Consider the following 24,084-nt stretch of genomic DNA (forward strand, 5'->3'; position numbering starts at 1 on the left):
CGGTCAGCCGGTCGTCGCCGTCTCGACGGCCGCCGCGACCTCGGGCTCGAGGAACGGCGCCATCGACCGCGAGTACGTCTGCGTGACGTGCTGCAGCTGCCGGTACACCACCACGCCGCCGATCACCGCCGGGCACGTGCCGTCGGCGCAGAACATCGCGGTCGAGTCGATGAGCCGGACACCCGGCGTGGTCCTCGCCGCCTGCGCCACCGGGTCGTCGAGGAGTCCGGCCGCTTCGCTGAAGTCGCAGTCGGCGCCGTCGCCGGACTGCTCGACGCAGCTCGGGACGTCGGGCACGCCGCCGATGCTCGGGTCGGGGTTGTCGCGCAGTGCGACGACCGCGGACCCGGCCTGCTGCAGCTGCTCCCACGCCGAGGTGTACCCGGCTGCCGCCTTGTCGCGGACCGCCGGTGTGAGGTCGTCGGCGTGCCGGACCATGCCGCTGGGCCACGGGGTCCGGGACATCGCCGCGACGAACACGACGTCGTACTGCTCCTGCTGCAGCTTCTCGAGCGTGTCCGCCTTCCACTCGTTGCACGCCGCGGCGATGGACGCACGGGTCAGCGGGCAGCCGGAGTGCAGGTAGGTCGTCAGGCTCCAGTGGTGCGCCTTCGCGATGAGCTGCAGTGCGGGGACGTAGTTCGAGGCGTGCGAGTCGCCGACGACGGCCAGCCGCACGGTGCCGTCGGGATCGCCGACCTCGCACCCCTTCACGGTGGTGTCGGAGCCCGCGATCTGGCAGCCGGCGCCGGCCTGGTCGGCGAAGTCGTCGGACGCGGCCTGGACCGGACTCGGCGTGATGTCGTCCGGGTCGACCTGCGGGCAGTCGGCACCGTCCTGCATCGCAGCGGCACCGCGGCAGGCGGGGACGGTGAGGGTGCCGTCGGCGGCGATGGTCACGTCGACGGTGGTGCTCGCCGCGGCCTCCTCCCGCGCCGCCGAGCCGTACATGCCAGCTGCCGGCAGGGCGACCACGAGCATGCCCGCGACGGCGAGCACCAGGACGCCGCGGTGGCGCGGACGGGGAGCACGCATCCGCTCGGTGGAGAAGGCGATCACGGGGAGCTCGACGAGGCGACGGGAGAAGTGCGCGAGCACGAGGGCGATCGCGAGCACGAGGCCCTTCGCCCAGAGCGGCGTCGCCACGCCGCTGGCGAGCCCGATGACGAAGGGCATCACGATGAGCAGCGGCCAGTGCCAGAGGTAGAGCGAGTACGACACGTCGCCGAGCCACTGCACCGGCCGGAGCCGGTACAGGAACGCCGGTCCCCAGCGGGCCTCGGGCATCGCACCGGCGATCACGAGCGCGGCACCGGTGATCGGCAGGAGCGCGGTCCACCCGGGGAACGGCGTCGAGGCGTCGAACGTCAGGACCGTCGCCGCGATGACCGCGAGCCCGGCCCAGCTCATCGCCGCGGCGAGGGCGTCGGGGATCCGGACCCGCTGCAGCCCGAGCCAGAGCAGCCCGCCTGCGGCGAACTCCCACGCGCGCGTCGTCGTGGTGAAGTACGCCGCCGAGGACACGCCGGTGAACCAGATCGAGTACGCGAGCGAGAGCACGAACACGGCGCCGAGCGCGATGGCGATGGCCGGGGCGAGCGAGACCCCGCTGCGCCGGCGACGACGGTAGCGGAGGTACGCGCAGAACCAGAGCACGAGCGGCCACAGGGCGTAGAACTGCTCCTCGGTGGACAGCGACCAGAAGTGCTGCACGATGCTCGAGTCGGACGCCAGCGCTGAGTAGTCCACGGAGTTGGCGGCGAGCGCCCAGTTCTCGACGTACAGCGCGCTCGCGATGATCTGCTCGGTGAAGTCCTTCCACAGCGTCCGGGGGACGAACACCGCGGTGAGTGCGACCGTCACCAGGAGGGTCGCCAGCGAGGCGGGCAGCAACCGCCACGCACGTCGTGCGTAGAACACGCGGAAGCTGAACCGGCCGGTCGCGAGCGGCTTCGCGATGTGCGCCGTGATGAGGAACCCGGAGATCACGAAGAAGACGTCGACGCCGACGTAGCCGCCGGGCAGGACGCCGGGGAACAGGTGGTAGAGCACGACCGCGGCGATCGCGACCGCGCGGACGGCCTGGATCTCGAGGCGCAGGTGCTTCGTCGAGGCCGCGGTGCCGGGGTGCCGTGTCGTCCGTCCGGCCCGGTGGCGGGCAGCGGGCACGTGGTGACGAGGCACCTGTGGCGCGACGGTCACGAAGAGTCCCCCCTGCTGCGCGATGCGCGGCTGCGGCGCGCGCTTGGAATCTACCGCGTCGCGAGGCGACGACACGAATCCTGGAGGCGCGGGGCGGGCCCGCCACGTGCCTCCAGTCCGGTGATCGGTCGCCGACGCGATCGCGCCGACGATGGACCGTTACAACGATGGAAAATTGTGGCAACGGGTTGCCGCAACATTGCCACCGACGCGAGGGTCGCTCCAGGAATCCAACGGAGGAGGCCCCACGAGTGACGAAGCTCGACGTCCGCGCGACGACCACAGCGCACACCGCACCACCGCCCGCCCCCGGGCTCCGCCGCCGCAGCACGTGGCAGCGGATCCGGCGCGACCGGGTGCTGCTCCTCATGGGCCTGCCGGGCGTCGCGCTGCTGCTCGCGTTCCACTACCTGCCGCTGCTCGGCAACCTCATCGCGTTCCAGGAGTACCTGCCGTTCGTGCCGCTCGGCCGCAGCCCGTGGGTCGGCGTGGAGAACTTCGCGGTGATCTTCAACGGAGACCCCGAGTTCCTCCGAGCGCTCGGCAACACGCTGCTCATCACCCTCGTGCAGGTCGTCTTCGTGTTCCCGGCGCCGATCATCCTCGCGCTCATGCTCAACTCGCTGCTCTCCGAGCGGATCAAGCAGGTCGTGCAGTCGGTCCTCTACCTGCCGCACTTCCTGTCGTGGGTGATCGTCGTCGCGGTCTTCCAGCAGATCCTCGGCGGATCCGGGCTCGTCAACAACGCCATCCGTGCGGCCGGCGGTGACGCCATCGACTTCCTCGGCAACCCGAACGGCTTCATCGCCCTGCTCACCAGCCAGGTGATCTGGAAGGACACCGGCTGGGCGACGATCCTGTTCCTCGCGGTCCTCAGCTCGATCGACGCCAGCCTGTACGAGGCGGCGAAGATGGACGGCGCCTCCCGCTGGCGGCAGCTCTGGCACGTCACCCTGCCGGGCATGCGCGGGATCATCATCCTGCTGCTCATCCTCCGGCTCGGTGACTCCCTGACCGTCGGGTTCGAGCAGATCCTCCTCCAGCAGCAGGCCGTCGGTCGTGCCGCGAGCGAGGTCCTCGACACCTACGTCTACAACAACGGCGTGCTCGGCGGGCAGTGGGGCGTCGCCGCCGCGGTCGGCCTCGTCAAGGGCGTCGTCGGCGTCCTGCTCGTCCTCGGCGCCAACAAGCTCGCGCACGTCTTCGGCGAAGCGGGCGTCTACCAGAAGGAGTCGAAGTGACCGCCACGCACACCGTCACCGTGCCCGGTCCGCGGAAGCGGAAGCGCGGGGGACCGGACGCTCCGCCGCTGCCCGGACGGCTGCTGACCGGGTTCGTCCTGCTCGTGATCTGCCTCGTCGTGATCCTGCCGTTCGTCGGCATCGTGTCGACCAGCCTCGCGCCCGTCGCCCAGGTGAACGACGCCGGCGGGTTCGTGATGTGGCCGAAGGGGGTCGACCTCGGTGCGTACGAGAGCATCTTCGCCGGCGGTGTCGTCACCCGCGCCATGCTCGTCAGCATCGGCATCACGGTCGTCGGCACACTCATCAGCCTGTTCGTGAGCGCGATGCTCGCCTACGCCCTGAGCCGGCCGGGGTCCTACGGCTCCGGGTTCGTGCTGAGTCTGGTGCTCGTCAGCCTGCTGTTCGCACCCGGACTCATCCCGAACTACCTCGTCGTGAAGCAGTTCGGCCTGCTCGACTCCTACTGGGCGCTGATCCTGCCGACGGCCCTCAGCGCGTTCAACGTCATCGTCATGCGGTCGTTCTTCATGGCGATCCCGAAGGAGCTCCTCGAGTCCGCGCGCATCGACGGCGCCGGGGACTTCGCCGTGTTCTGGCGGATCGTGCTCCCGCTGTCGAAGGCCGTGCTCGCGGTGATCGGCCTGTTCTACGCGGTCGGCTACTGGAACGCGTTCTTCAACGCCCTGCTCTACATCAACGACACCGCGAAGTGGCCCCTGCAGCTCGTGCTCCGGACGTACGTCATCAACAACGCGCAGCTCGGTGGTGCCGACCTCGGCACGTCCTCCGACGCGCTGCCCCCGCAGGCGTCGATCCAGATGGCGATCCTCGTCGTCTCGATCGTGCCGATCCTCATCGTCTACCCGTTCCTGCAGCGGCACTTCGCCAAGGGTGTCCTGACCGGCGCGGTGAAGGGCTGACCATGACCTCCTCGTTCAGTCGCCGCACGCTCATCGCGGGCGGGATCGGCATCGCGGCCACCAGTCTGCTGGCCAGCTGCTCCACCGTGACCCGCTCGACCGACGTGAAGGCGATCAACAAGGCCGTGCAGCTGCCGGACTACGTGCCCTGGACCGGCGGACCGGAACCGGTGCTGCCGAAGACCAGCCCGCTCATGCCGAGCGCGTTCCGGAAGATCCCGGCGACCCTCGTGCCGACGAAGGGCAAGCCCGGCGACGGGTCCACCGTGCACGGCAGCGTCCCCACGAACTCGCCCGTCCCGCCGTCGAAGGGCAGCAACCCGTACTGGCAAGGACTTGACGAGCGGATGGGGATCGACCTCGACCTGACGATCACCCCGAACGCGGACTTCGGGAACAAGTTCGCCACGCAGGTCGCCGGCGACACCCTCGGCGACGTGTTCACCATCAACCAGGCGTTCTCGTACCTGCCGCAGTTCCTCGAGGCGAAGGCCGCCGACCTCAGCCCGTACCTGTCCGGCAGCGGCGTCCGCGACTACCCGTACCTGGCGAACCTGCCCACCGCGTCGTGGCGCGGGACGGTGTTCTCGGGCGGCATCTACGGCGTCCCGGTGCCGCGCGGGCCGCTGACCTCGCAGGCGCTGCACCGACGCCAGGACGTCTTCGAGCGGCTCGGTGTCGACCCGTCGTTCTCGAGCGTCGACGAGTTCGTGCAGCTCTGCCGGCAGGTGTCCGACCCGCATGCGAACCGCTGGGCCCTCGCCTCGGCGCCGACGAACATCCTCGGGCCGATGCTCGGGCTGCCGAACCAGTGGCAGCAGCAGGGCGGGCGGCTCACCCACATGTACGAGCTCGAGGAGTACCAGGAGCTCCTCGACGTCTCCCGCCGGCTCATCGCCGAGGACCTCGTCCACCCGGACAGCATCACCGCCTACAACGGCAAGGTCTGGTTCGTGCAGGGCTCCGCGCTCATGTTGTCCGACACGTACAGCGCGATCCCCGGACTCCTGCAGCAGGCGACGCCGGGCTCCGGGTTCGAGCTGACCGTCGCCCCGTTCGTCGGGCCGTCGGGCGCCACCGCGAAGCCCTGGTTGGGCGACCCGAACAACACGATCGCATCGGTCGCTGCCGGGTCGGAGTCCCGCGTGCGGATGCTCCTCGAGGTCCTGAACTGGTGTGCGTCGCCGTTCGGCACCGAGGCCTGGACCTACCGCAAGTTCGGCATCGAGGGCCGCGACTTCGAGTACCGCGACGGAGCTCCCGTGCTGACGAAGACGGGCAACAGCGAGACGGGCCTCGGCGAGTTCCCGCTGCAGTACTTCACCGAGTGCCCGCTGCCGCTGTACTACGCCGGCAACCCGACGATGACGGACACCGTGTACGAGTCGCTCGCCTCGTGGCTGGACAGCGGTCTGCCGAACCCCGTCTACGGCCTGTACTCGCCGACGAACTCGACGAAGGGACCGGCGATCGGCACGTTCGCGACGAACGCGATCAACGACGTGCTGCTCGGGCGGGCGAAGGTGTCGTCCTGGAAGGCGACGGTGCGCGACTGGCGCCGCAGGGGCGGCGACGCCGTCCGGCGCGAGTACGAGCAGGCGTTGGAGGCGCGCGCCTCCTGACCGCGAGGTGCGCGCCATCGGACTGGAGGCACGGTGCGGGACCGCCCCGCGCCTCCAGTCCGATGGCGGTCCCGACGATCGTCAGCCCGCGTGTCGGGCCGTCCATTCCCGGAACGGGGCGGTGGGGTCGTCGACGTGCCCCTGCTCGGCGCGCAACGCGCGCTCCTCGGCGGGCTTCGCGTACTCGTCGTAGAACGTGGCGAGGGTCATCAGGCGGTTGCCGTCCTCGTAGTGCTCGCCCTCCTGCTCCCGGGTCGCCGCGTAGACCACACGGCCCGGCTGCGCGTAGTACAGCGCACCGAGGCACATCGGGCACGGGTAGGCGGTGACGAAGACGTCGTACTCGCCGAGGTCGGTGATGCCCTGCTCCGCCGCGGCCCGGATCGCCCGGATCTCGGCGTGGGCCGTCGGGTCGCCGGTCTGCGCGACGTGGTTCACCGCCTCGACGACGACCTCGCCGTCCCGGACGATGAGGCACGCGAAGGGCTTGCCGCCGTCCGCCACGTTGTCGAGGGCACTGCTGACGGCTCGTTCGGTGAGTTCGGTGTCGTTCATCGATCCAGCCTGCTCGCGCCGACTCCCGGACCGGTGGGCGACCGGGGGACGAGGTCAGGCGTCGGGGTTGCGGACCATCCGGATCTCCCGCACCCCGTCCTCGACCTGCTCGACCCCGTCCGCCACGAACCCGCGCTTCCGGTAGAACGCCTGCGCCCGTGGGTTCGGGTCAGCCACCCACAGCACCGCGGGCTCCGTCGGCGAGATCACCGCGTCGAGCAGGGCACTGCCCGCTCCGGAACCGTGGTGCCCGTCGAGCAGGTACAGGACGTACAGGTGCAGGACCCCGGGTTCGGCGTTCGTGACCGGTCCGGACATCGCGACCCCGACCACCTCGCCGTCCTGCTCTGCCACCGAGACCCGGTTCGAGGCGAAGCGTTCGTCGGTCAGCGCCGTCGTCCAGAACCCTTCGCGTCGGGCCACGAACCCCGGGTCGTCCAGCATCGCGTCCGGCATCAGCCCGCGGTACGTCGACCGCCACGAGGCGACGTGCACCTGTGCCATCGCCGCCGCGTCGCTCGGGACGGCCGGTCGGACCGTGATCTCTCCGCTCACCTCCGGACCCAACCCGCCTCGGCGAACACCGTCTGGAGCTCGTCGACGAGCCTCGACCCGTGGAACCCGTCGGCGACCGCGTGGTTCATCTGCACGACGAGGGGCATGACCGTGCGCCCCTCCACGAACCGGTACCGACCGATCGTGAAGATCGGCAGGAGGTGGTCCCAGCCGTCCCGCACGTGCAACGCGAACCCGGTGAAGGACGTCCCCGGCAGCGTCGAGATGTCGAACACGTTCCTGGGGCGGTCCTCCTGCGGGAACATCCGGTGGTCGTCCCGGTACCGCGCGATCGTCGCGACGGCGGCAGCGTGGAACCGGGCGGGGTCCTCGTCGTAGGGGACGACCAGGACGGAGAACGTCTCGGTGTCGGGGTGGAACACCGTGAACATCGGGTGCACCACGTCCCAGACCGCTGGTGATCCGTCGTCGAGCAGCTGCATCCGGAACTCGGCGTGCCGGTTCACCACGCTCGCGATCGCCCAGATCTGCGACGCGTAGGTCCGCCGGTCCGTCGCGCGCACGGTCTCGGCGAAGTCGGTGACGTCGAGCTCGACGGTCATCTCCCACGTGCACGGCACCCGGTCGCGGTAGTGCTCGAAGTGCTCGCGGCGTGGCCAGTGCTCGATGTCGAGGGGGCGGAGTTCCGTCATGGCACCAGTTTGGTCCCGAGCGCGCGGTCGAGTGCTCCGCGATCGCCTTCCACCGCGAGGTGCACCATTTCGGGTGTCCGCCGTCCCCACAGGACCAGGAGCAGGTCCTCAGCTCGGCCCGCGACGCGGACGGCGGGCTCGCCACCGCCGAGCACGGCTTCGCCGGGCGCGTCGGTGAACGCGAAGACGACCGGTTCCGTCAGCGGCTCGACGCGGCCCAGCCGCACCTGTCGCGGGTACAGGTCGTCCACCACCTCACGGACGCCGTCGGTCGCCAGCTCTGCCTGGAGGCGCGGATCGCCTCCCAGCGCGTGCTGCGCGTCCCACAGGTGGATCGCCGTCTCGTGCGCCTGCCGCCGCGCCCAGGTCGCGGCGGTGTCGGGTGGGTAGATCGCCGTGCACGCGGTGTCCGCCGTTCGTGTGCGGAGTGCACCGATCAACTCGTCGGCGCCGGCACGGAAGCGGTCTGCCAAGTCGGCACGCGCGAGCGGCTCCTGCTCCTCGCCGGTCAGCTGTCCGAGGGCCCAGCGGTGCACGTCCGTCAGGTGCTCGCCGAGGTCCACGACGGTCCAGCCGGGGCACGACGGCACGGGAGCAGTGCGGTCGCCGGTCCGGAGCGCGGCATCGAACCGTTCCGCCGCGTCCGCGAGCGCGGTGAGGTGTCCGTCGTACGTCGACATGTCCTCAGCATGGCGGCGGGACCCTCCCTAGGCTGGACGGCATGCCGACGCTCGAACGGGTTCCTGCCCTGACCACTCCCGAACCGCTGGCCGCTCCCGTGTCATCGGCGCTGGCCGAGTTGCCCGCTGAGCTGGTTGACCGGATCGAGGCCGCGCCGATCGACCCCGACCTGGCCGACACCGCGGCGTTCTCGGATGCGTACGGCTTCCCCCTCGACGGCGGCGCGAACTGCATCGTCGTCGCGGGCAAGCGCGGGGAGGACGTCCGCTTCGCCGCGTGTGTGGTGCTCGCGTCCACGAAGCTCGACGTCAACCGCACGGTGAAGAAGCTCCTCGACGTCCGGAAGGCCAGCTTCGCGCCGATGGACCAGGCCGTGGAACTCACCGGCATGGAGTACGGCGGGATCACCCCGATCGGTCTGCCAGCTGCGTGGCCGGTGTACGTCGACTCGCGCGTGCTGGGCGCTCCCGACGCGGTCATCGGCGCCGGACGCCGCGCCGCGAAGTTGTTCCTGCCGGGCTCGGTGCTGGGCGCGCTGCCGCACGTGCAGGTCGTCGAGGGCCTCGCCTTCCCGGCCGCATGAGCGAGTACGACCGCACCACCGGTGTCGGTACCGGCGTCGCGATCGCGGTCCTGCTCCCCGGGACACTGCTGGTGTGCTGGCTGGTGCAGCTCATCGTGTACATCCGCGCCGAGGTCGGGCAAGGCGACGACCGGCTGAGCGACGGCGCCACGCTCGGCTGGTACCTCGGAGCAGCCGCTCTGCCCGTGCTCGTCTCCGCACTGGTCCTGGTCGTGCAGCTCGCCATCCGTCGGTACGACGAGCACTACTCGATCGTCGGGACGATCGCCGCGCTCGTGGTGCTCGCGATCGCCGTGCTGACGAACGGCCAGCTCATCGGATCCCACGTCCTGTCGATGCTTCGGTGACGGGGCGCACCCCTGCGGCACCGAGTGCCGTTCGGAGCGCTGCGACGCTCGTGTAGTGGTGGACGGTCATCCCGAGTTCGACCGCCCCGGCGAGTTTCGCTGCAGAGTCGTCGGTGAAGAACACCTCCGGGCCGTCGAGGCCGAGCGCGTCGAGCACGTGGCGGAACGCCCGGACGTCGGGCTTCGTGAACCCGATCGCGTGCGAGCTGAACACCGCGTCGACGCGGTCGGGCAACCCGAACGACGCGACCTCGCCCGGGACACCGTCCGTGCCGTTCGTGAGCACGGCGGTCGTGTACCCGGCGGCACGGAGCTCGTCGACGAGCTCGAGCACGGCGTCGTCGGGCGTGAACGGTTGCCGTCCCCAGGCCTCGGCTGCCGCCGGCGCGGCGAGGTGTTCGCCGATCGCACGGACCCACTCGGCGCGGGTGATCCGGCCGGTGGTCACGTCGTCGATCACGGGGGTGGAGAACGCGAACGACTCGATCGATCCGGGAGCCAAGGCGTGTTCGCGTTCGATGCTCGCGACGTGCTCGGGGTGGAAGTGCCGGATCACCCCGTCCAGGTCGAACAGGACCGCACGGATCTCCGTCACCGCGGGTCAGTCGTTCGGCCGGATCAGGCAGAACGGGTGCCCGGCGGGGTCGAGGTAGACCCGGAAGGTGTCCGTCCCCGAACCGGTCGCCGTCGCGCCGATCGCCAGGACCGCGGTCTCGCCGGCGTCGAGGTCGTCGACCTTCACGTCGAGGTGGCTCTGCTGGGGGACGTCCTGCCCGGGCCACTCCGGTGCGCGGTACTCCGCCACCTGCTGGAAGGCGAGGATCGGCCGGTGGTCGGTGAAGGGCAGTGCGATCTCGGCCCAGTCCTCGTCGAACGCGACGATCTCGCCGCCGAGCAGTTCCACGTAGAAGCGGGCGAGGGCGCGCGGGTCCGGGCAGTCCAGGACGACGACGTCGAGTGTGCCGATCATGGCCGACACGCTAGACCGATCAGCGCGCGGCCGTCAGGGCCTTCGTGATCCGCTGCAACGACACCGTCTCGGCGGTCCCCAGTTCCTGCGCGAAGAGACTGAGGCGGAACTCCTCGAGCATCCACCGCGCGTGCACGAGCTCCGGGTGCGCACCGACGGCCGGGGGGAACTGCCCGCCGGCGTCGACGTAGCGATCGGTCGCGACGGTGACCTCGCGCATCCACGTGGCGTCCCGCCCGGGGTTCTGCAGGAGCTTCTGCACGCGGGCGTCCACCCCCTGCAGGTACACCCGGATGCGCCGGAGCCGGTCGAGCCCCGCCACCGAGACGAACCCGGGGAACACCAGTCGCTCCATCTGCTGGCGCATGTCGGTCAGTGCGGCCAGCAGCGACATCGAGTTCGCCTGCTTGAGGGACCGTTCCGCTGCCCGGTGTGCGGCGAGGACCGCGGCGACCTCGGACACCGCCGTGAACATCGTGTCCACCACCGAGGCGGACACGGCGTCGCGGACGGCCTCGAACGCCGACTTCGTGAAGACGAGTCCGTCAGGGTGCGCTCGACGGATCCCGGCGTCGACGACCGCGGCGAGCACGTCGTCGAACAGTGCTGCCGTCGACGGGTACGGGCTGGCAGCGAGTGCGAGCTTCTCCTGCGCGGTGAGGTGCGACTGGATGTACGACACGGGCGACGGCACGGCGTGCATGACGAGCCGGCGGACGCCGGCGGGCATCCGGACTGCACGGTCGGACGGGGTCGCGAGCAACTGGACACCGACGGTCGCCTTCGGCCCGGTGCCCTCCTCGACGAGCGCCGGGTAGGCGCGGATGACGCCGCCGGCTTGCTTGGTGTCGAGCGTCTCCGGCAGGTCCGTGTCGGGCCAGGCGGTCAGTCCGGACCGTTCCACCTGCTGACCGCCACCGGCGGACGCGACGCGAGCCGCGCCTCCAGGCCGGTTGGCGGCCCGCACCGTGGCGGAGGCGACGCTCTGCTGAGTCCGGTCCTTGAGCTTGGTCTGCAAGGCCGACAGGTCCTTGCCGGCCTCGACCCGGCGCCCCCGTTCGTCGACGACCGCCCACGTGGGCAACAGGTGCGACGGGACGCGGGCGAGGTCGAAGTCCGACTCGGTGACCGGCACGTAGGTCATCCGTTGGATGGCCTTCGCGAGCGTCGCACGGAACGACTCGGTGGGCTCGGTCGGGGCGTCGTCGGGGAGCTCGGCGACGATCTTCTCGGCCCAGTCCGCCGCGGGCACGACGTTCTTGCGGATCTGCTTCGGCAGCGACTTGATCAGTGCGGTGACGAGCTCCTTCCGGAGACCGCGCACCTGCCAGTCGAAACCCTCCTCGCGCATGCGGGGGAGCAGCGCCAGGGGGACCTGCACGCTCACGCCGTCGTCCTGCGCGCCCGGCTCGAACCGGTACTTGATGGCGAGGCGCTGGTCGCCGCTCCGCCACTGGGTCGGGTACTCGGCGTCGTCCTCTGCCGCTTCGGCGGCGTCCTCGTCGAGGAGGTCCGATCGCCGCATCGTGAGCAGCTCCGGCTGGTCGCGTCGCGTCTGCCGCCACCAGCCCTCGAAGTCCCGGGTGGTCGCGACGTCGGCGGGGACGCGGGCGTCGTAGAACTCGTACACGCGCTCGTCGTCGAACAGGATGTCGCGGCGGCGGGTGCGCTCCTCGAGCTGTTCGAGCTGGCGGCGGAGCTGCCGGTTCGTCCGGTCGAAGGCCTGCTGGGAGTCCCACTCGCCTTCCACCAGGGCGTGCCGGATGAAGAGCTCGCGGGAGTGCTCCGGGTCGATGCGCGTGTACTGCACGCGGCGCCGCTGGACGATCGGGACGCCGAACAGGGTGACCCGCTCGTAGGCGACGGCCGCGCCCTGCTTCTTCTCCCAGTGCGGTTCACCGTGGGTGCGCTTGAGGAGGTCACCGGCGAGCGGCTCGACCCAGGCGGGGTCGATCCGTCCGACCGTGCGGGCGAACAGCCGGCTGGTCTCGACGAGCTCGGCGGCCATCACGGCGTCCGGCTGCTTCTTGGCGAGGACGCTGCCGGGGAACACGACGAACCGGGTGTTCCGGGACCCGAGGTAGTCGCGCTTCTCCTTGTCGCGCAGCCCGATCTGGCTGAGGAGTCCGGCGAGGAGCGACCGGTGCACGGCGTCGCCGTCGTCGGAGCGGGACTGCCCGACCCGGACGTCGACCTGCTTCGCGGCGCGGGACAGCTGCCGGTACAGGTCCTGCCACTCGCGGATGCGGAGGTAGTTGAGGAACTCGGCCTTGCACAGACGACGGAAGGCACTCGACGACAGCTCGTCCTGCTTGTCCTCGATGTGGTTCCAGAGGTTGAGCAGCGTCAGGAAGTCGCTCGTCGGGTCGGCGAACCGGGCGTGCAGTTGATCGGCGTGCGCCCGCTTCTCGAGGGGACGTTCGCGGGGGTCCTGGATGCTCAGGGCACTGACGACGGCGATGACCTCGCGACCGACGCCCTGTCGTCCGGCCTCGAGCACCATCCGGCCGAGCCGCGGGTCGATCGGCAGCCGTGTGAGCTGCTTGCCGGTCTTCGTGATCCGGCCGTCGGTGTCGACGGCGCGGAGTTCCCGGAGCAGGTCGAGGCCGTCCTTCACGCCGCGGGAGTCCGGCGGCTGCAGGAACGGGAACGACTCGATGTCCCCGAAGCCGAGGGAGATCATCTGCAGGATCACCGCGGCGAGGTTCGTGCGGAGGATCTCCGGGTCGGTGAACTCGGGACGCCGGTCGAAGTCGTCCTCGGAGTAGAGCCGGATCGCGATGCCGGCACTCGTGCGGCCCGCTCGACCGGAGCGCTGGTTGGCGGACGCCTGCGAGACCGCTTCGATCGGCAGGCGCTGCACCTTCGCTCGCGGCGAGTACCGGGAGATGCGGGCGGTCCCGACGTCGATGACGTACTTGATGCCGGGGACGGTCAGCGACGTCTCGGCGACGTTGGTGGCGAGCACCACGCGGCGACGGATGCCGGGGGTGTGCCGGCGCTCGAAGACGCGGTGCTGATCGGCGGCGGACAGCCGCCCGTACAGGGGGAGGACCTCGGTGCCCGGGTAGCGCTTGCCCTCGATGGCGTCCTGTGCGTCGCGGATCTCGTTCTCGCCGGACAGGAACACGAGCACGTCGCCCGGGTCCTCCCGCGAGAGCTCGTCGAGTGCGTCGGTGATGCCCTGCATGGTGTCGCGGTCGTCGGGGGACCCGCCGCGGCCGCTGTCGTCCGACCGGGGGTCGGTGTCGTCGGTCCCGTTCGTCTCGTCGGCGTCGTCAGCGGCGTCCGCCACCAGCGGGCGGTACCGGATCTCCACCGGGTAGGTGCGGCCGGAGACCTCGATGATCGGGGCGTCGCCGAAGTGCTTCGAGAACGACTCCGGGTCGATGGTCGCACTCGTGATGATGAGCTTGAGGTCGGGGCGTCGGACGAGCAGCCGCTTGAGGTACCCGAGCAGGAAGTCGATCGTCAGGGAGCGCTCGTGCGCCTCGTCGATGATGATCGTGTCGTACCGCTTCAGGTCGCGGTCGAAGTGGATCTCGTTGAGCAGGATGCCGTCGGTCATCACCTTGATGCGGGTGTCCGAGCTCACTCGATCGGTGAAGCGCACCTGGTAGCCGACGAGTCCGCCGAGTTCGCCGCCGAGCTCCTCGGACACGCGTTCGGCGATGGTCCGTGCGGCGATGCGTCGGGGCTGGGTGTGGCCGATGTGCTCGCGCCCGAGTTCGAGGCAGATCTTCGGCAGCTGCGTCGTCTTGCCCGACCCGGTCGCGCCGGCGACGATGACCACCTGGTTGTCCCGGATGGCAGCCGCGATGTCGTCCCGCCGCTGCGACACCGGCAGTTCGGGCGGGTACGTGATGACGGGCGTGGTCGACATGAGCATTCCAGCTTACAGCCGCGGGCGGCACTGGCGTCGCCGGCGCTGGCGGCGCCGATCAGGTCAGTTGGGTGACGAGCTCGTCGCCGGTGCGCGCGGGGAGCGAGCACACCCGGTCGTGGCAGACGTAGCCCGCGGGGTCGAGGGTGTCCCGGCCCGCGAACAGTTCGAACCCGGCCTCGGTCCAGGCCACCGCCTGGTCGGGCGTCACGAGCGCGAGCACCGTCCCCGGTCGACGAGCGCCGCGCGCCGTCGTCCTGAGCGGGTCGGTCGGATCGGACGTCACGACGACGACCTCGCGCGACGGCCGCTGCAGCGCGAGCGCGACACCGAGGGCGTCCGCGTGCCCGAGCGGCTGCTCGGTGCCGGTGGCGGCGCGGTCCGCGACGAGCCGCGCGGCGGCCGCCCGGTACGTCGCATCGCCGGTGAGCGCGGCGAGGACCGCTGCCGCCGCAGCGAGTGCGACGGTGCCCGATCGCATCGCGGTCTGCGGCTGCTCGCCCGTGGCCGTGCCGGCAGCGGCGAGCACCGGGTCGACCTCGAAGCGTCCGGCCAGGCCGTCGTCGACGAGCCCACGTGCGGTCACCGCGTACGACACCTCGCCCGTCACGAGCGCGAGTTCGAGCAGCCCCTCGGCGAGGAGTCCGACGTCCTCGATGGTCGGCGGCGCGCTCGACACCCCACGCGGAGTGCTCGAGCGGACCGTGACGTAGCCGTCTTCGAGGTGCGTGGCCAGCAGTGCATCGGCGGCTCCGCGGGCGAGCGCGACCATCTCGTCGTCCGCGTGCCGTGCGCCCGCGATCGCGAGGCCCCGGATGGCAAGGCCGTTCCACCCGGTGAGCACCTGGTCGTCGAGCGGCGGCGGGTCGAGTCGCCCGCGTTCGTCGAGTGGCAGCCGGTACCACTCGCCCTCGACGCGCTGGCCGTCGATCGTCGACTCGCTGTCCTGCGCGGCGACGAACGCGCCGTCCGGTCGTCGGAGGGTGTCCCGCAGGAAGTCCGCGATGCCCCGCGCCTGTTCGGCGCCCGCGACGGCGAGCAGGCCGCCGTTGTCGTAGAGCATGCGTTCGTAGTGCGGCACGCTCCAGTTCCGCTTGGTCGCGTACCGGAAGACGCCGCCGTCGGCGTCGGTCAGCTCGCTGCTCCGGATCGCGTGCAGGGAGCGGTCGAGCGGGCCGTCCGCCTGGTCGTCGCCGTCGGCCGCGGCGTCGGACAGGAACTCCAGCAGGGGCGCGCTCGGGAACTTCGGTGCGCCACCGAAACCACCGTAGGTGGTGTCCTCGGCCCGCGTGAGCAGGTCGGTGACGGCCCGGATGCTGTCGACTGCCGGGAGGCGCGGCTCGGCACCGCCACCGTCGGCACCTTGGCGGGCGGTCGCGTCCGCCTCGGCGCCCTGCCGGATCGCCGTCGCGATCGCACTCGCGTTCGCGTCCACCTCGTGCCGTCGCTCGGTCCACGCGTCGACGACCGCCGCGAGGATCTGCCGGAACGACGGCACCTGCCCGACCGGCGTGGGCGGGAAGTACGTGCCCGCGAAGAACACGTGGCCGTCCGGCGTGAGGAACGTCGTCAGCGGCCAGCCGAGCTGCTGCGTGAAGGCGCTCGCCGCGGCCATCAGGCTGGCGTCCACGTCCGGACGTTCCTCTCGGTCGACCTTGACCGCGACGACGTCCCGGCGCAGCAGCGCGCCGACCTCGGGGTCGGAGAAGCTCTCGCGCGCCATGACGTGACACCAGTGGCACGTGGCGTAGCCCACCGAGACCATCACGGGCACGCCGCGGTCCCGGGCCTCGGCGAAGGCCTCGGGCCCCCACTCCCGCCAGTCCACCGGGTTCCCCGCGTGTTGACGGAGGTACGGGCTGACGGCGGAGCCGAGGCGGTTGTCGGTCATGCGTCCAGCCAACCCGTGAGCGACGCGAGCCGCACGGCCACCTCGGGCGGGGCGAGGGAGTCCGTGTCCACCCGGGTGACGGCGTCCCGGGCAGCCGCGTCGAGCCTCCCGGCCGTCCGCGTGCTGTGTGCCAGCTGCGCCTCGGGCAGGTGACCACCCGACCGACGGCGCAGGCGGTCCGCCGTCGCCTGGTCCCCGGCGCGGAGCAGGACCGCGGTCACGACGGGGTCGTCGCCCATCGCAGCGGCCAGCGCGTCCTGTTCGAGCACCGCCACCGCGTTCGTGTAGACCAGCCGGTGGTAGCCGAGCTCGCGGTACGCGGACCACATCGCTGCGAGGTTGCGCTCGGCGAGGTGCGCCTCGGGGAACTCGACGTGCGGCGCCGGGTGGGCGAGGTCGAGCAGGTCGCCCTCGATCACGGCGTGCCGGACGTCGGCGGCGACGAGGAGGTCGTGCAGGGCCTCGGCAGCGGTCGACTTGCCCACACCGGACCGGCCCCCGATGAACAGGACCTCGGAGCGGGACACTGCGTCAGTTCCCGCTCAGGGAGAGCAGTGCGAGGGCGGCGTCCTCGGGGCCGTAGTCGAACAGGCGCTCCCAGAACGGGTCCGCGGCCCACGGGACGTCGCCGTCCGCGGGGGTCGCGTGCGCCGTCTCGACGAGCCAGTCGAGCTCCGGTCGGACCGCGGTGGCGAACGTCGGCGGCTCCCACCCGAGAGTCCGTGCGGCCGAGGTGTCGAGGACGAACGGCGTCGGCGACGACCAGGGTGTGGTGCCCACGAAGGCCGGGGCGTCGGCGTCGAGCAGGACCTCGTCGAACGCATGGTCCACGTGTCCGGCGATCGTGCGGACGATCTCGAGCACGCTCGGTGCCGCGTCGTCGGCGACGTTGAGGATGCGGCGGTCCGGGGCGTCGGCGACGAGCCGGACCAGGGAGGCGATGCCGCTCGCCGCCGTCGTGTGGTCGACCCCGCGACCGTGGTCGCCGAGCAGGATGCGCTCCCGGCCGTCCAGCGCACGTCGGACGACGAACCACTCGCGAGGTCGGCCGATGCCCGGTCCGTACACCTTCGACGGTCGGAGCACCGTGACCGGGGCGCCGTGGTCGAGGAGGACCTGCTCGGCGGCGACCTTCGCGGCACCGTAGCCGTCGCGGCTCGTCGGGGCGCCGTCAGCCGCGGCCACCGTCGGCTGCAGCTCGGTCACGGCACCGCCGAACACCGGCTTCTCGGTCGAGTTCGCGTGGCGTCCCTGCTCGTCGACGTACACGGCCTTCGACGACACGAACACGGTGGAGCCGACGTCGTCGAGGAACGGCCGGAGCTGCAGGGCGTCGTCGCGGGTCAGCCCGACGGTGTCGACGAGCAGGTCCGCGCCGGGGCGGAGCAGCTCGCGGAGCACCGTGGTGTCGCGGCGGTCACCGGGGACGAACGTCGCGCCGGCCGCCGTCAGAGCGTCGGCGGTGGCGCTGCCGTGCCGGGCCACGACGTCGACCTGCCAGTCGTCGCGCCCGCGGCCGGAGGCGTCGAGGAGCTCACGCGCGACGGCCGAACCGATCCCGCCGGTACCGCCGAGGACGACCGCGCGTCTGGTGCTCATGCGTCAACGGTAGTCCGCGGGGGCGCTCCACTCTTCGGCACGATGGTCAGGAGGCGAGTGCCTCCGGCTCGCGCCGCCACCAGTCCAGCAGGGAGCCGTCGTAGACCCGGACCTTCTCGTGACCGAGCACCGTGAGCGCGAGGGCGTCCACGCACGCGGCGCTGCCCACGCCGCAGTACGTCACGATCTCCTCCGAGTCGAGCACCTCGGCGAAGGCTCGCTCGAGTGCCGGTCCGCGCAGGTACGCGTTCGTGTCCGGGTCGACGATCGTGTCCACGGCGATCGGGGTGCTGCCCGGGACGATCGGCGGGTGGTCCTCGCCGAGGGCGGACTCCGGCGCCGCGAACACCAGGGACGCGGGCTGCTCACCCGAGACCGCTCGGAGCACGCGTGCGTGGTCGGCCCACAGCGGACGCTCCTCACCCGCGCGGAACGCCGTGCCCGCGTCCGAGGTGGGGGAGTGGACGGCTCGGAGTGCGCCGACCCGGACCGGACGGCCCTCGTCGCGCCACTTCGTGAAACCGCCGTCGAGGACCGCCACCGAGTCGAAGCCGAACGACCGGAAGATCCACCACAGGCGTGCCGACCACTCGCCGACGCTGTCGTCGTAGACCACCACGGTCGAGGTGTTCGTCACGCCGAGTTCCTGCGCCGCGGCCTCGAACTGTTCGGCGCCGGGGCGGGTGAAGGGCACGTCGGTGTCGGGCGTGGAGAACGCCTCGACCAGGTCGGCGTACCGCGCACCGGGGACGTGCCCGCGCTGTTCGTAGGAGTCCTTCGCGGTGTGCCACATCGTCGTGAGACCGGTCCCCACCGTGTGCACGGAGGCATCGAGCACGACGAGCTCGTCAGCACCGAGGTGGTCTGCGAGCCACTGCGTCGACACGAGCGGCGAGGTCAGGACGGGGGCCATGGCGCACACGGTAATCGAGACCCCTGACGTGTGCGAGGGAAACCGACACACTGCGCAACCGGTGGGGGTTCTGGCGAAGGAGATTCGGGGCCGGGGTGTGGTGCGGGGTGGCGGCGGGAGCGCGGCGGGCGGTGCGGACTCGGAACGACATCGCGGTCGTCGTACGACATCGGCCCTGTCGCAACCGCGCGTGCGCAACAACCCGCGCGTGCACCGAACGACGAAGCCGTTGTCGCACGACATCGACTTCGTCGTTCCGAGTCCGCACCGGGGCAGGCATGGCGGCGCGACCCCGGGTCTGCCCCGGTTCGCGCGCGACGTCCGACACCACACGAGTCGATCGACGGGTGCGATGTCGAAACACGCGTGCTTCCCGGACCTCGCGCACGCAGAACGGCCCGCCCCGGAATCCAGGGCGGGCCGTTCTGCGTGCAGTGCGTCAGTGCGCGGCGGTCGGGATGCTCCCGGTCGTCGCAGCGCTGGCGTGTGCGAGCTTGTCGAGTCGCACCGACTGGCGGTTGATGAGGAGCCCGCCGGCGAGGGCGACCAGGACGAGCACGCCCGCCGAGATGCCGAACGCCACGTGGTAGCCGTCGAGGACCGCCTGCGCCTGCTGGAGCTTCGTCGGCGCCGCAGACAGCCCGGTGAGGCTGTTCTTCACGACGTCCGCGAAGATCGTCGACAGGAGCGCGGTGCCGATCGAGCCACCGATCTGCTGCATCGTGTTCACCGTCGCCGAGGCCACGCCGGCATCCGCACGGGCGACCCCCGTCGTCGCGGTGTTCATCGCGGACGAGAAGATCGTGCCCATACCGAGGCCGATGACGATCAGCGCCGGCAGGACGGTTCCTGCGTAGGAGCTGTCGAGGTCCGTGCGGAGGAGCAGCAGCAGGCCGATCGCGGCGACCAGGCCACCGGCGAAGATCAGCACCTTCGGGCCGACGCGGGGCAGCAGACGACCACCGATCTGCGTCGCCGAGATCATGATCGACAGCGGCATCGGCAGGAACGCGAGACCGGTCTGCAGCGAGCTGAACCCGAGGGTCTGCTCGAGGTAGTAGGTCAGGAACAGGAAGATGCCGAACATGCCGATCGCGACGAGGCCGATCGCGATGAACGAGCCACCGCGGTCACGGTCGAGGACGACGCGCAGGGGCAGCAGCGGGTGCGCGACACGCGTCTCGATGAACACGAACGCGGCGATGAGCACCACGCCTGCGGCCAGCATCACGATCGTGAGCGGGGAGTCCCAGCCGTTCGTCTCGGCGTTCGAGAAGCCGTAGACGACACCGACCAGACCAGCGGTGATCGTGATGACACCGGCGACGTCGATGCGCGGACGCTCGACCTTCGGCGGCTTCGCCATGAACACGAGGGCGCCGATCACGCCGAGGACGGCGAAGACGACGTTGACGTAGAGGCACCAGCGCCACGACGCGTACTCGGTGAGGACGCCGCCGAGGAGCAGGCCGATGGCCGCACCGGAGCCGGCGATCGAGCCGAAGATGCCGAACGCGCGACCGCGTTCCTTGGGGTCACGGAACGTCGTGGTCAGCATGCCGAGCGCGGACGGGGCGAGCAGCGCGCCGAACACACCCTGCAGCGCACGGGCGGCGACGAGCAGCCCGAAGGAGTCCGCCAGGCCGCCGAGGACCGACGCGACCGCGAAGCCGACGAGCCCGATGATGAAGGTGTTCTTGCGACCGAAGAGGTCACCGAGTCGCCCGCCGAGGAGCAGGAGCGAACCGAACGCGAGCGAGTACGCGGTGACGATCCACTGGCGCTGGTCGGTGCCGAACCCGAGGTCCGCCTGGGCCGAGGGGAGGGCGATGTTCACGATGGTGGCGTCGAGCACCACCATGAGCTGGGCGAGGGCGATGACCGCCAGGGCGATCCAGCGGTGGTTGGCCTTGGCGGGCGCGGAGCCCGAAGTCGTGGGTGCGGCCCCGGTGGGGGTCGGCACGGTCTGTTCTGCCGTCACGGCAGCCTCCTTCGAGAAGGTGGGAGGGATGGCGAAGCGCGCGCCGTCGGGCACTTCAAGGGGAGGGGCTGTTCACGAAGGAACCGAAACGGATGCGAGGCATCCGGTTGTGACCAGTGTAGACCGAAACGGAAGGTCCGCATCCACTTATTCCCAGAAAGTTCAACTACCGTCAGGAGCGTGAGCACCACCGACCTCGAGCGTCCCCTCCGCGCGGACGCCGCACGCAACCGCGAGCTGATCCTGCAGACGGCCCGCAAGTGCTTCGCCGAACGCGGGCTCTCGGTCACGCTCAACGACATCGCGCACGAGGCCGGTGTCGGCGTCGGGACGGTCTACCGCCGGTTCGCCGACAAGGACTCCCTGATCGAGGCGCTCCTCGCCACCAAGTTCGAGGCGATGAACGAGGCCGCGGCCCGTGCGGCGGACGAGATCGATCCGCGCGAGGCGCTCCGCGTCTACCTGATGGGCGTGTTCGAGTTCCGCGCCCGCGACCGCGCCCTGGCCGACGCCATCGTCCGAGCCGGCAAGGCGCGTCCGTCCATCGTGCAGGAACGCGATCGCCTCGAGACCCAGGTCAGCGCGATCATCGAACGCGCCGAGACGGCCGGGGTCGTCCGTGCCGGCTTCGACTACCGCGACCTCCCGATGCTGACCTCGATGGTCGGCGCCGTGGCGGACTCCACCCGCGCACACGACCCGAACGCCTGGCGCCGCTACGCCGAGGTCCTCATCGAGGGTGTCCTGCCCGGGGGCACGGAAGCGCCGATGCTCGGCACCCCGCTCGACCGCGAGTCCATCGAACGCGCCCTGCACGCCCAGAACTAGCGCGCGCTACAACCAGCTCGGCAGCCAGTAGTGCGACCGGATGAAGTCCCACGGCATCTGCAGTCCGGTCCACATCGGGAACCAGTACGCCGACGCCAGGACGACGACCCCGAGGTACACGCCGACCCACACCACGGCCCGGGTCCGTCGTGGTCGTGGATCGTTCCGTGACCCGAGCACGAGCCCGATCGCCGCGGCCAGCGCCATCACCATGAAGGGCTCGAACGCGATCGTGTAGAACTGGAACACCGTCCGGTTCACGTACAGCAGCCACGGCAGGTACCCCGCCGCGATGCCCATCAGGACGAGGCCGTACTCCCACTTCCGGCGCGTGATCCAGAGCACGAGGAGCGCCACGCTCGCGATCACTGCGGCGTACCAGATGAACGGGTTCGCGATGCCGGTGATCGCCTCCCCGCAGCGCGTCGCCGCGCAGCCGTCCTGTCCGGCGTTCGTGCCGACGTAGTACATCGACGTGGGGCGCTGCATGAGCAGCCAGAGCAGCGGGTTCGCCTGGTACGAGTGCGGGGTGTGCAGCCCGATGTTGAACCCGTAGATCTCGGACTGGTAGTGCCACCAGTTCTGCAGGCTGTCGGGCACCCACGACAGGATCCCGGTCCACCGCTGCCCGCCGGACGCGATCCAGTCGCGGTCCCAGCCGCCCTTCGACACGAACCAGCCGGTCCACGACGCCAGGTAGGTCGCCGCGGCGATCGGGACGGTGAGCAGGAACGACACCGGTGCCTGCTGCAGCAGTGCGCTCGAGGACCAGAACTCGATGCCGGCTCGGCGACGCAGGACCATGTCGGAGAGCACGGAGTACACCGCGAAGAACGCCAGGAAGTACATGCCGGACCACTTGGTCGCCGTCGCGAGCCCGAGCGCCAGGCCCATCGCGAGCAGCCAGGGCCGCCACCAGAGCACCGGCCCCCAGAGCGTGTCCTTGCCCGCGGCCGCTCGGCGTGCCACCCAGGCGTCGAGCCGCCGGGACGTCCAGCGTCGGTCGAGCAGCAGTGCGCCGAACCCGAGCACCACGAAGAAGGTCAGGATGCCGTCCAGCAGGGTCACGCGGGACATCACGATCGCCTGTCCGTCGACCGCGAGCAGGAACCCTGCCAGCGTGCCGACGAGGGTCGAGCGGAACAGTGACCGGGCGATCACGGCGGTCAGGAACACGGTCGCGATGCCGAGCACGGCGACCGCGAACCGCCACCCGAAGGAGTTGTCGGCACCGAACAGGAGCATGCCGAGCCCGATGAGGTACTTGCCGAGCGGCGGGTGCGCGATGAACTCCGCGGCGCTCGTGAACAGCGACGTCTCACCGGACGCGAAGCGCTCGTCGGTCGTCGGGAGCGAGTCGTCGTTCGGGTTGCCCGGCCAGGTGCCCTCGTACCCGAGGTGCACGATCGACCAGCCGTCCTTGACGTAGTAGGTCTCGTCGAACACGAGCGAGTGCGGGTGCCCGAGGTTCACGAGACGGAGCACGGCGGCCAGCAGGGTGACGGCGAGCGGCCCGGCCCAGCGCCACGCGGCGACCCGCCAGCCGACGGAGAGGACACGCCCCCACCAGTCGTCGAGACGGGAGCCGACCGGCCCGTCGGGGACGGCGGTGCGGTCGTCGGTCAGCTCGCTGGTCATCGGCAGCATCCTACGGATCGCTCCCAAGACGCACCTGCCGCCACAATGGTGTCGTGATCGTCCTCGCAGCAACGCCCATCGGCAACCTCGGCGACGCCTCCCGGAGGTTGATCGAGACGCTCTCGAACGCGAGCGTGGTGGCCGCCGAGGACACCCGCACCGCGATCCACCTGATGCGTGCGCTCGGGATCGAGAACCGTCCGCGGCTCATCGCCCTGCACGAGCACAACGAACGCGCCAAGGCCGCCGAGGTGGTGGAGCTCGCTCGGGACGAGGACGTCGTGGTCCTCACCGACGCCGGCATGCCCGCGATCAGCGACCCTGGCTTCCCCCTCGTCGAGGCCGCTGCTGCTGCCGGTGTGACCGTCACAGCGCTCCCCGGCCCGTCCGCCGTGCTCATGGCGCTCGCCGTCTCCGGGCTGCCGACGGACCGCTTCAGCTTCGAGGGCTTCCCGACGCGCAAGGGCGGGGAGCGCCGTCGGCTCTTCTCGTCGCTGTCCGGCGAGCAGCGCACGATGGTGTTCTTCGAGTCGCCGCACCGGCTGGCGGACACGCTGGCGGACATGGCCGCGGGCTTCGGGGACGACCGACGAGCAGTCGTGTGCCGTGAGCTCACGAAGCTGCACGAGGAGGTCCGTCGCGGACCCCTCGCCGAACTCGCGGCGTGGGCGGCCGAGGGCGTCCGCGGTGAGATCTGCATCGTCGTCGAGGGATCGACCGGAGCGCTCGACGTCACGACCATCGAGGACGGCGTCCGGCTGGTGCTCGAGCGGGTCGCCGCCGGCTCCCGCATGAAGGAGGCCGCGGCGGCCGTCGCGGACGCGACGGGACTGTCGAAACGCGACCTCTACGAGGGCGCGCTGGCGGCGCGGTAACAGTCTCGACAGGCGGCCTGGAGGCACGTGGCGGCGCCGCCACGTGCCTCCAGGCCGGTTCTCCACACGCGGCGCGCAGGGCGCGGCATGCGGCCCCCCCGCCCCCCGAGGATTGGCCCCCTTTGCCACCGGTGCACGGTCAGC

The 24,084-nt window shown here is 70.9% G+C and carries 21 protein-coding genes; 7 read left to right on the forward strand and 14 right to left on the reverse strand.

Annotated elements, in window-relative coordinates; genetic code table 11:
- Positions 1 to 3: 3 nt before the first annotated feature.
- A complete protein-coding gene (locus ABIC61_RS06585; RefSeq protein ID WP_354029267.1) occupies positions 4 to 2,202 on the reverse strand; it encodes an acyltransferase family protein in 2,199 nt (732 codons plus the stop codon).
- Between the two features lie 251 nt (positions 2,203 to 2,453).
- Between ABIC61_RS06585 and ABIC61_RS06590 the strand changes: the two genes are divergently transcribed.
- The 3 genes from ABIC61_RS06590 to ABIC61_RS06600 are packed head-to-tail and all read left to right on the forward strand — an operon-like array spanning position 2,454 to position 5,988.
- Positions 2,454 to 3,443, forward strand: a complete 990-nt coding sequence (locus tag ABIC61_RS06590; protein ID WP_354029268.1) for an ABC transporter permease — start codon at positions 2,454 to 2,456, stop codon at positions 3,441 to 3,443.
- Entirely contained in the window at positions 3,440 to 4,366 is a 927-nt protein-coding gene (locus ABIC61_RS06595; RefSeq protein ID WP_097180167.1) for a carbohydrate ABC transporter permease, read from the forward strand. Before ABIC61_RS06590 ends, ABIC61_RS06595 begins: the two co-directional genes overlap by 4 nt.
- Positions 4,367 to 4,368: 2 nt before the next feature.
- Positions 4,369 to 5,988 (forward strand): type 2 periplasmic-binding domain-containing protein, encoded by a 1,620-nt coding sequence (locus ABIC61_RS06600; RefSeq protein ID WP_354029269.1) that lies wholly within the window; start codon positions 4,369 to 4,371, stop codon positions 5,986 to 5,988.
- 81 nt (positions 5,989 to 6,069) lie between these two features.
- Here the strand turns inward: ABIC61_RS06600 and ABIC61_RS06605 are convergent, their stop codons facing one another.
- The 4 genes from ABIC61_RS06605 to ABIC61_RS06620 are packed head-to-tail and all read right to left on the reverse strand — an operon-like array spanning position 6,070 to position 8,431.
- On the reverse strand, positions 6,070 to 6,543 hold the full coding sequence (locus ABIC61_RS06605; RefSeq protein ID WP_354029270.1) for a nucleoside deaminase: 474 nt from the start codon (positions 6,541 to 6,543) through the stop codon (positions 6,070 to 6,072).
- A 54-nt stretch (positions 6,544 to 6,597) separates the two neighbouring features.
- Positions 6,598 to 7,098: a GNAT family N-acetyltransferase gene (locus ABIC61_RS06610; protein ID WP_354029271.1), complete on the reverse strand. Its 501-nt coding sequence runs from the start codon at positions 7,096 to 7,098 to the stop codon at positions 6,598 to 6,600.
- Positions 7,095 to 7,751: a CatA-like O-acetyltransferase gene (locus ABIC61_RS06615; protein ID WP_354029272.1), complete on the reverse strand. Its 657-nt coding sequence runs from the start codon at positions 7,749 to 7,751 to the stop codon at positions 7,095 to 7,097. Before ABIC61_RS06615 ends, ABIC61_RS06610 begins: the two co-directional genes overlap by 4 nt.
- Complete coding sequence (locus tag ABIC61_RS06620; protein WP_354029273.1) at positions 7,748 to 8,431, reverse strand: maleylpyruvate isomerase family mycothiol-dependent enzyme; 684 nt, start codon at positions 8,429 to 8,431, stop codon at positions 7,748 to 7,750. The genes ABIC61_RS06615 and ABIC61_RS06620 overlap by 4 nt, the downstream gene beginning before the upstream one ends.
- 41 nt (positions 8,432 to 8,472) lie before the next feature.
- Between ABIC61_RS06620 and ABIC61_RS06625 the strand changes: the two genes are divergently transcribed.
- Both ABIC61_RS06625 and ABIC61_RS06630 read left to right on the forward strand, forming a co-directional pair.
- Positions 8,473 to 9,015, forward strand: coding sequence for a YbaK/EbsC family protein (locus ABIC61_RS06625; protein ID WP_354029274.1), 543 nt, complete (start codon positions 8,473 to 8,475; stop codon positions 9,013 to 9,015).
- A complete protein-coding gene (locus tag ABIC61_RS06630) occupies positions 9,012 to 9,362 on the forward strand; it encodes a hypothetical protein (protein ID WP_354029275.1) in 351 nt (116 codons plus the stop codon). The genes ABIC61_RS06625 and ABIC61_RS06630 overlap by 4 nt, the downstream gene beginning before the upstream one ends.
- Here the strand turns inward: ABIC61_RS06630 and ABIC61_RS06635 are convergent.
- From ABIC61_RS06635 to ABIC61_RS06670, 8 genes are all read right to left on the reverse strand, one after another.
- Positions 9,328 to 9,957, reverse strand: coding sequence for an HAD family hydrolase (locus tag ABIC61_RS06635; protein WP_354029276.1), 630 nt, complete (start codon positions 9,955 to 9,957; stop codon positions 9,328 to 9,330). The genes ABIC61_RS06630 and ABIC61_RS06635 overlap by 35 nt on opposite strands.
- A gap of 6 nt (positions 9,958 to 9,963) precedes the next feature.
- A complete protein-coding gene (locus ABIC61_RS06640; RefSeq protein WP_354029277.1) occupies positions 9,964 to 10,332 on the reverse strand; it encodes a VOC family protein in 369 nt (122 codons plus the stop codon).
- Positions 10,333 to 10,351: 19 nt separating this feature from the next.
- Positions 10,352 to 14,215: an ATP-dependent RNA helicase HrpA gene (gene hrpA / locus ABIC61_RS06645; RefSeq protein WP_354029278.1), complete on the reverse strand. Its 3,864-nt coding sequence runs from the start codon at positions 14,213 to 14,215 to the stop codon at positions 10,352 to 10,354.
- Between the two features lie 58 nt (positions 14,216 to 14,273).
- Positions 14,274 to 16,106 carry a thioredoxin domain-containing protein gene (locus ABIC61_RS06650; RefSeq protein WP_354029279.1) on the reverse strand — a complete coding sequence of 611 codons (1,833 nt, stop codon included), beginning with the start codon at positions 16,104 to 16,106 and terminating at the stop codon, positions 14,274 to 14,276.
- Positions 16,103 to 16,633 carry a nucleoside/nucleotide kinase family protein gene (locus tag ABIC61_RS06655; protein ID WP_354029280.1) on the reverse strand — a complete coding sequence of 177 codons (531 nt, stop codon included), beginning with the start codon at positions 16,631 to 16,633 and terminating at the stop codon, positions 16,103 to 16,105. Before ABIC61_RS06655 ends, ABIC61_RS06650 begins: the two co-directional genes overlap by 4 nt.
- Positions 16,634 to 16,637: 4 nt before the next feature.
- On the reverse strand, positions 16,638 to 17,705 hold the full coding sequence (locus tag ABIC61_RS06660) for an NAD-dependent epimerase/dehydratase family protein (protein WP_354029281.1): 1,068 nt from the start codon (positions 17,703 to 17,705) through the stop codon (positions 16,638 to 16,640).
- Between the two features lie 46 nt (positions 17,706 to 17,751).
- A complete protein-coding gene (locus tag ABIC61_RS06665) occupies positions 17,752 to 18,618 on the reverse strand; it encodes a sulfurtransferase (RefSeq protein WP_354029282.1) in 867 nt (288 codons plus the stop codon).
- 439 nt (positions 18,619 to 19,057) lie between these two features.
- A complete protein-coding gene (locus ABIC61_RS06670; RefSeq protein ID WP_079236916.1) occupies positions 19,058 to 20,599 on the reverse strand; it encodes an MFS transporter in 1,542 nt (513 codons plus the stop codon).
- A gap of 180 nt (positions 20,600 to 20,779) precedes the next feature.
- Here ABIC61_RS06670 and ABIC61_RS06675 point away from each other — a divergent pair, with 180 nt between their 5' ends.
- On the forward strand, positions 20,780 to 21,427 hold the full coding sequence (locus ABIC61_RS06675; protein WP_186321928.1) for a TetR/AcrR family transcriptional regulator: 648 nt from the start codon (positions 20,780 to 20,782) through the stop codon (positions 21,425 to 21,427).
- Between the two features lie 6 nt (positions 21,428 to 21,433).
- Here the strand turns inward: ABIC61_RS06675 and ABIC61_RS06680 are convergent, their stop codons facing one another.
- On the reverse strand, positions 21,434 to 23,065 hold the full coding sequence (locus ABIC61_RS06680; RefSeq protein WP_354029283.1) for a dolichyl-phosphate-mannose--protein mannosyltransferase: 1,632 nt from the start codon (positions 23,063 to 23,065) through the stop codon (positions 21,434 to 21,436).
- 53 nt (positions 23,066 to 23,118) lie between these two features.
- Between ABIC61_RS06680 and rsmI the strand changes: the two genes are divergently transcribed.
- Positions 23,119 to 23,940, forward strand: coding sequence for a 16S rRNA (cytidine(1402)-2'-O)-methyltransferase (gene rsmI, locus ABIC61_RS06685; RefSeq protein ID WP_354029284.1), 822 nt, complete (start codon positions 23,119 to 23,121; stop codon positions 23,938 to 23,940).
- The last annotated feature ends 144 nt before the right edge of the window (positions 23,941 to 24,084 follow it).

The sequence above is a fragment of the Curtobacterium sp. 1544 genome (genome assembly GCF_040544915.1).
In the GTDB taxonomy this organism is placed as follows: domain Bacteria; phylum Actinomycetota; class Actinomycetes; order Actinomycetales; family Microbacteriaceae; genus Curtobacterium; species Curtobacterium pusillum_C.

Excerpts from the sequence above, each read along its gene's own strand:
- ABIC61_RS06600 (WP_354029269.1), top strand. The coding sequence starts at position 4,369 with ATGACCTCCTCGTTCAGTCGCCGCACGCTCATCGCGGGCGGGATCGGC.
- ABIC61_RS06605 (WP_354029270.1), bottom strand. The coding sequence starts at position 6,543 with ATGAACGACACCGAACTCACCGAACGAGCCGTCAGCAGTGCCCTCGAC.
- ABIC61_RS06615 (WP_354029272.1), bottom strand. The coding sequence starts at position 7,751 with ATGACGGAACTCCGCCCCCTCGACATCGAGCACTGGCCACGCCGCGAG.
- ABIC61_RS06620 (WP_354029273.1), bottom strand. The coding sequence starts at position 8,431 with ATGTCGACGTACGACGGACACCTCACCGCGCTCGCGGACGCGGCGGAA.
- ABIC61_RS06625 (WP_354029274.1), top strand. The coding sequence starts at position 8,473 with ATGCCGACGCTCGAACGGGTTCCTGCCCTGACCACTCCCGAACCGCTG.
- ABIC61_RS06630 (WP_354029275.1), top strand. The coding sequence starts at position 9,012 with ATGAGCGAGTACGACCGCACCACCGGTGTCGGTACCGGCGTCGCGATC.
- ABIC61_RS06640 (WP_354029277.1), bottom strand. The coding sequence starts at position 10,332 with ATGATCGGCACACTCGACGTCGTCGTCCTGGACTGCCCGGACCCGCGC.
- hrpA (WP_354029278.1), bottom strand. The coding sequence starts at position 14,215 with ATGTCGACCACGCCCGTCATCACGTACCCGCCCGAACTGCCGGTGTCG.
- ABIC61_RS06650 (WP_354029279.1), bottom strand. The coding sequence starts at position 16,106 with ATGACCGACAACCGCCTCGGCTCCGCCGTCAGCCCGTACCTCCGTCAA.
- ABIC61_RS06660 (WP_354029281.1), bottom strand. The coding sequence starts at position 17,705 with ATGAGCACCAGACGCGCGGTCGTCCTCGGCGGTACCGGCGGGATCGGT.
- ABIC61_RS06665 (WP_354029282.1), bottom strand. The coding sequence starts at position 18,618 with ATGGCCCCCGTCCTGACCTCGCCGCTCGTGTCGACGCAGTGGCTCGCA.
- ABIC61_RS06680 (WP_354029283.1), bottom strand. The coding sequence starts at position 23,065 with ATGACCAGCGAGCTGACCGACGACCGCACCGCCGTCCCCGACGGGCCG.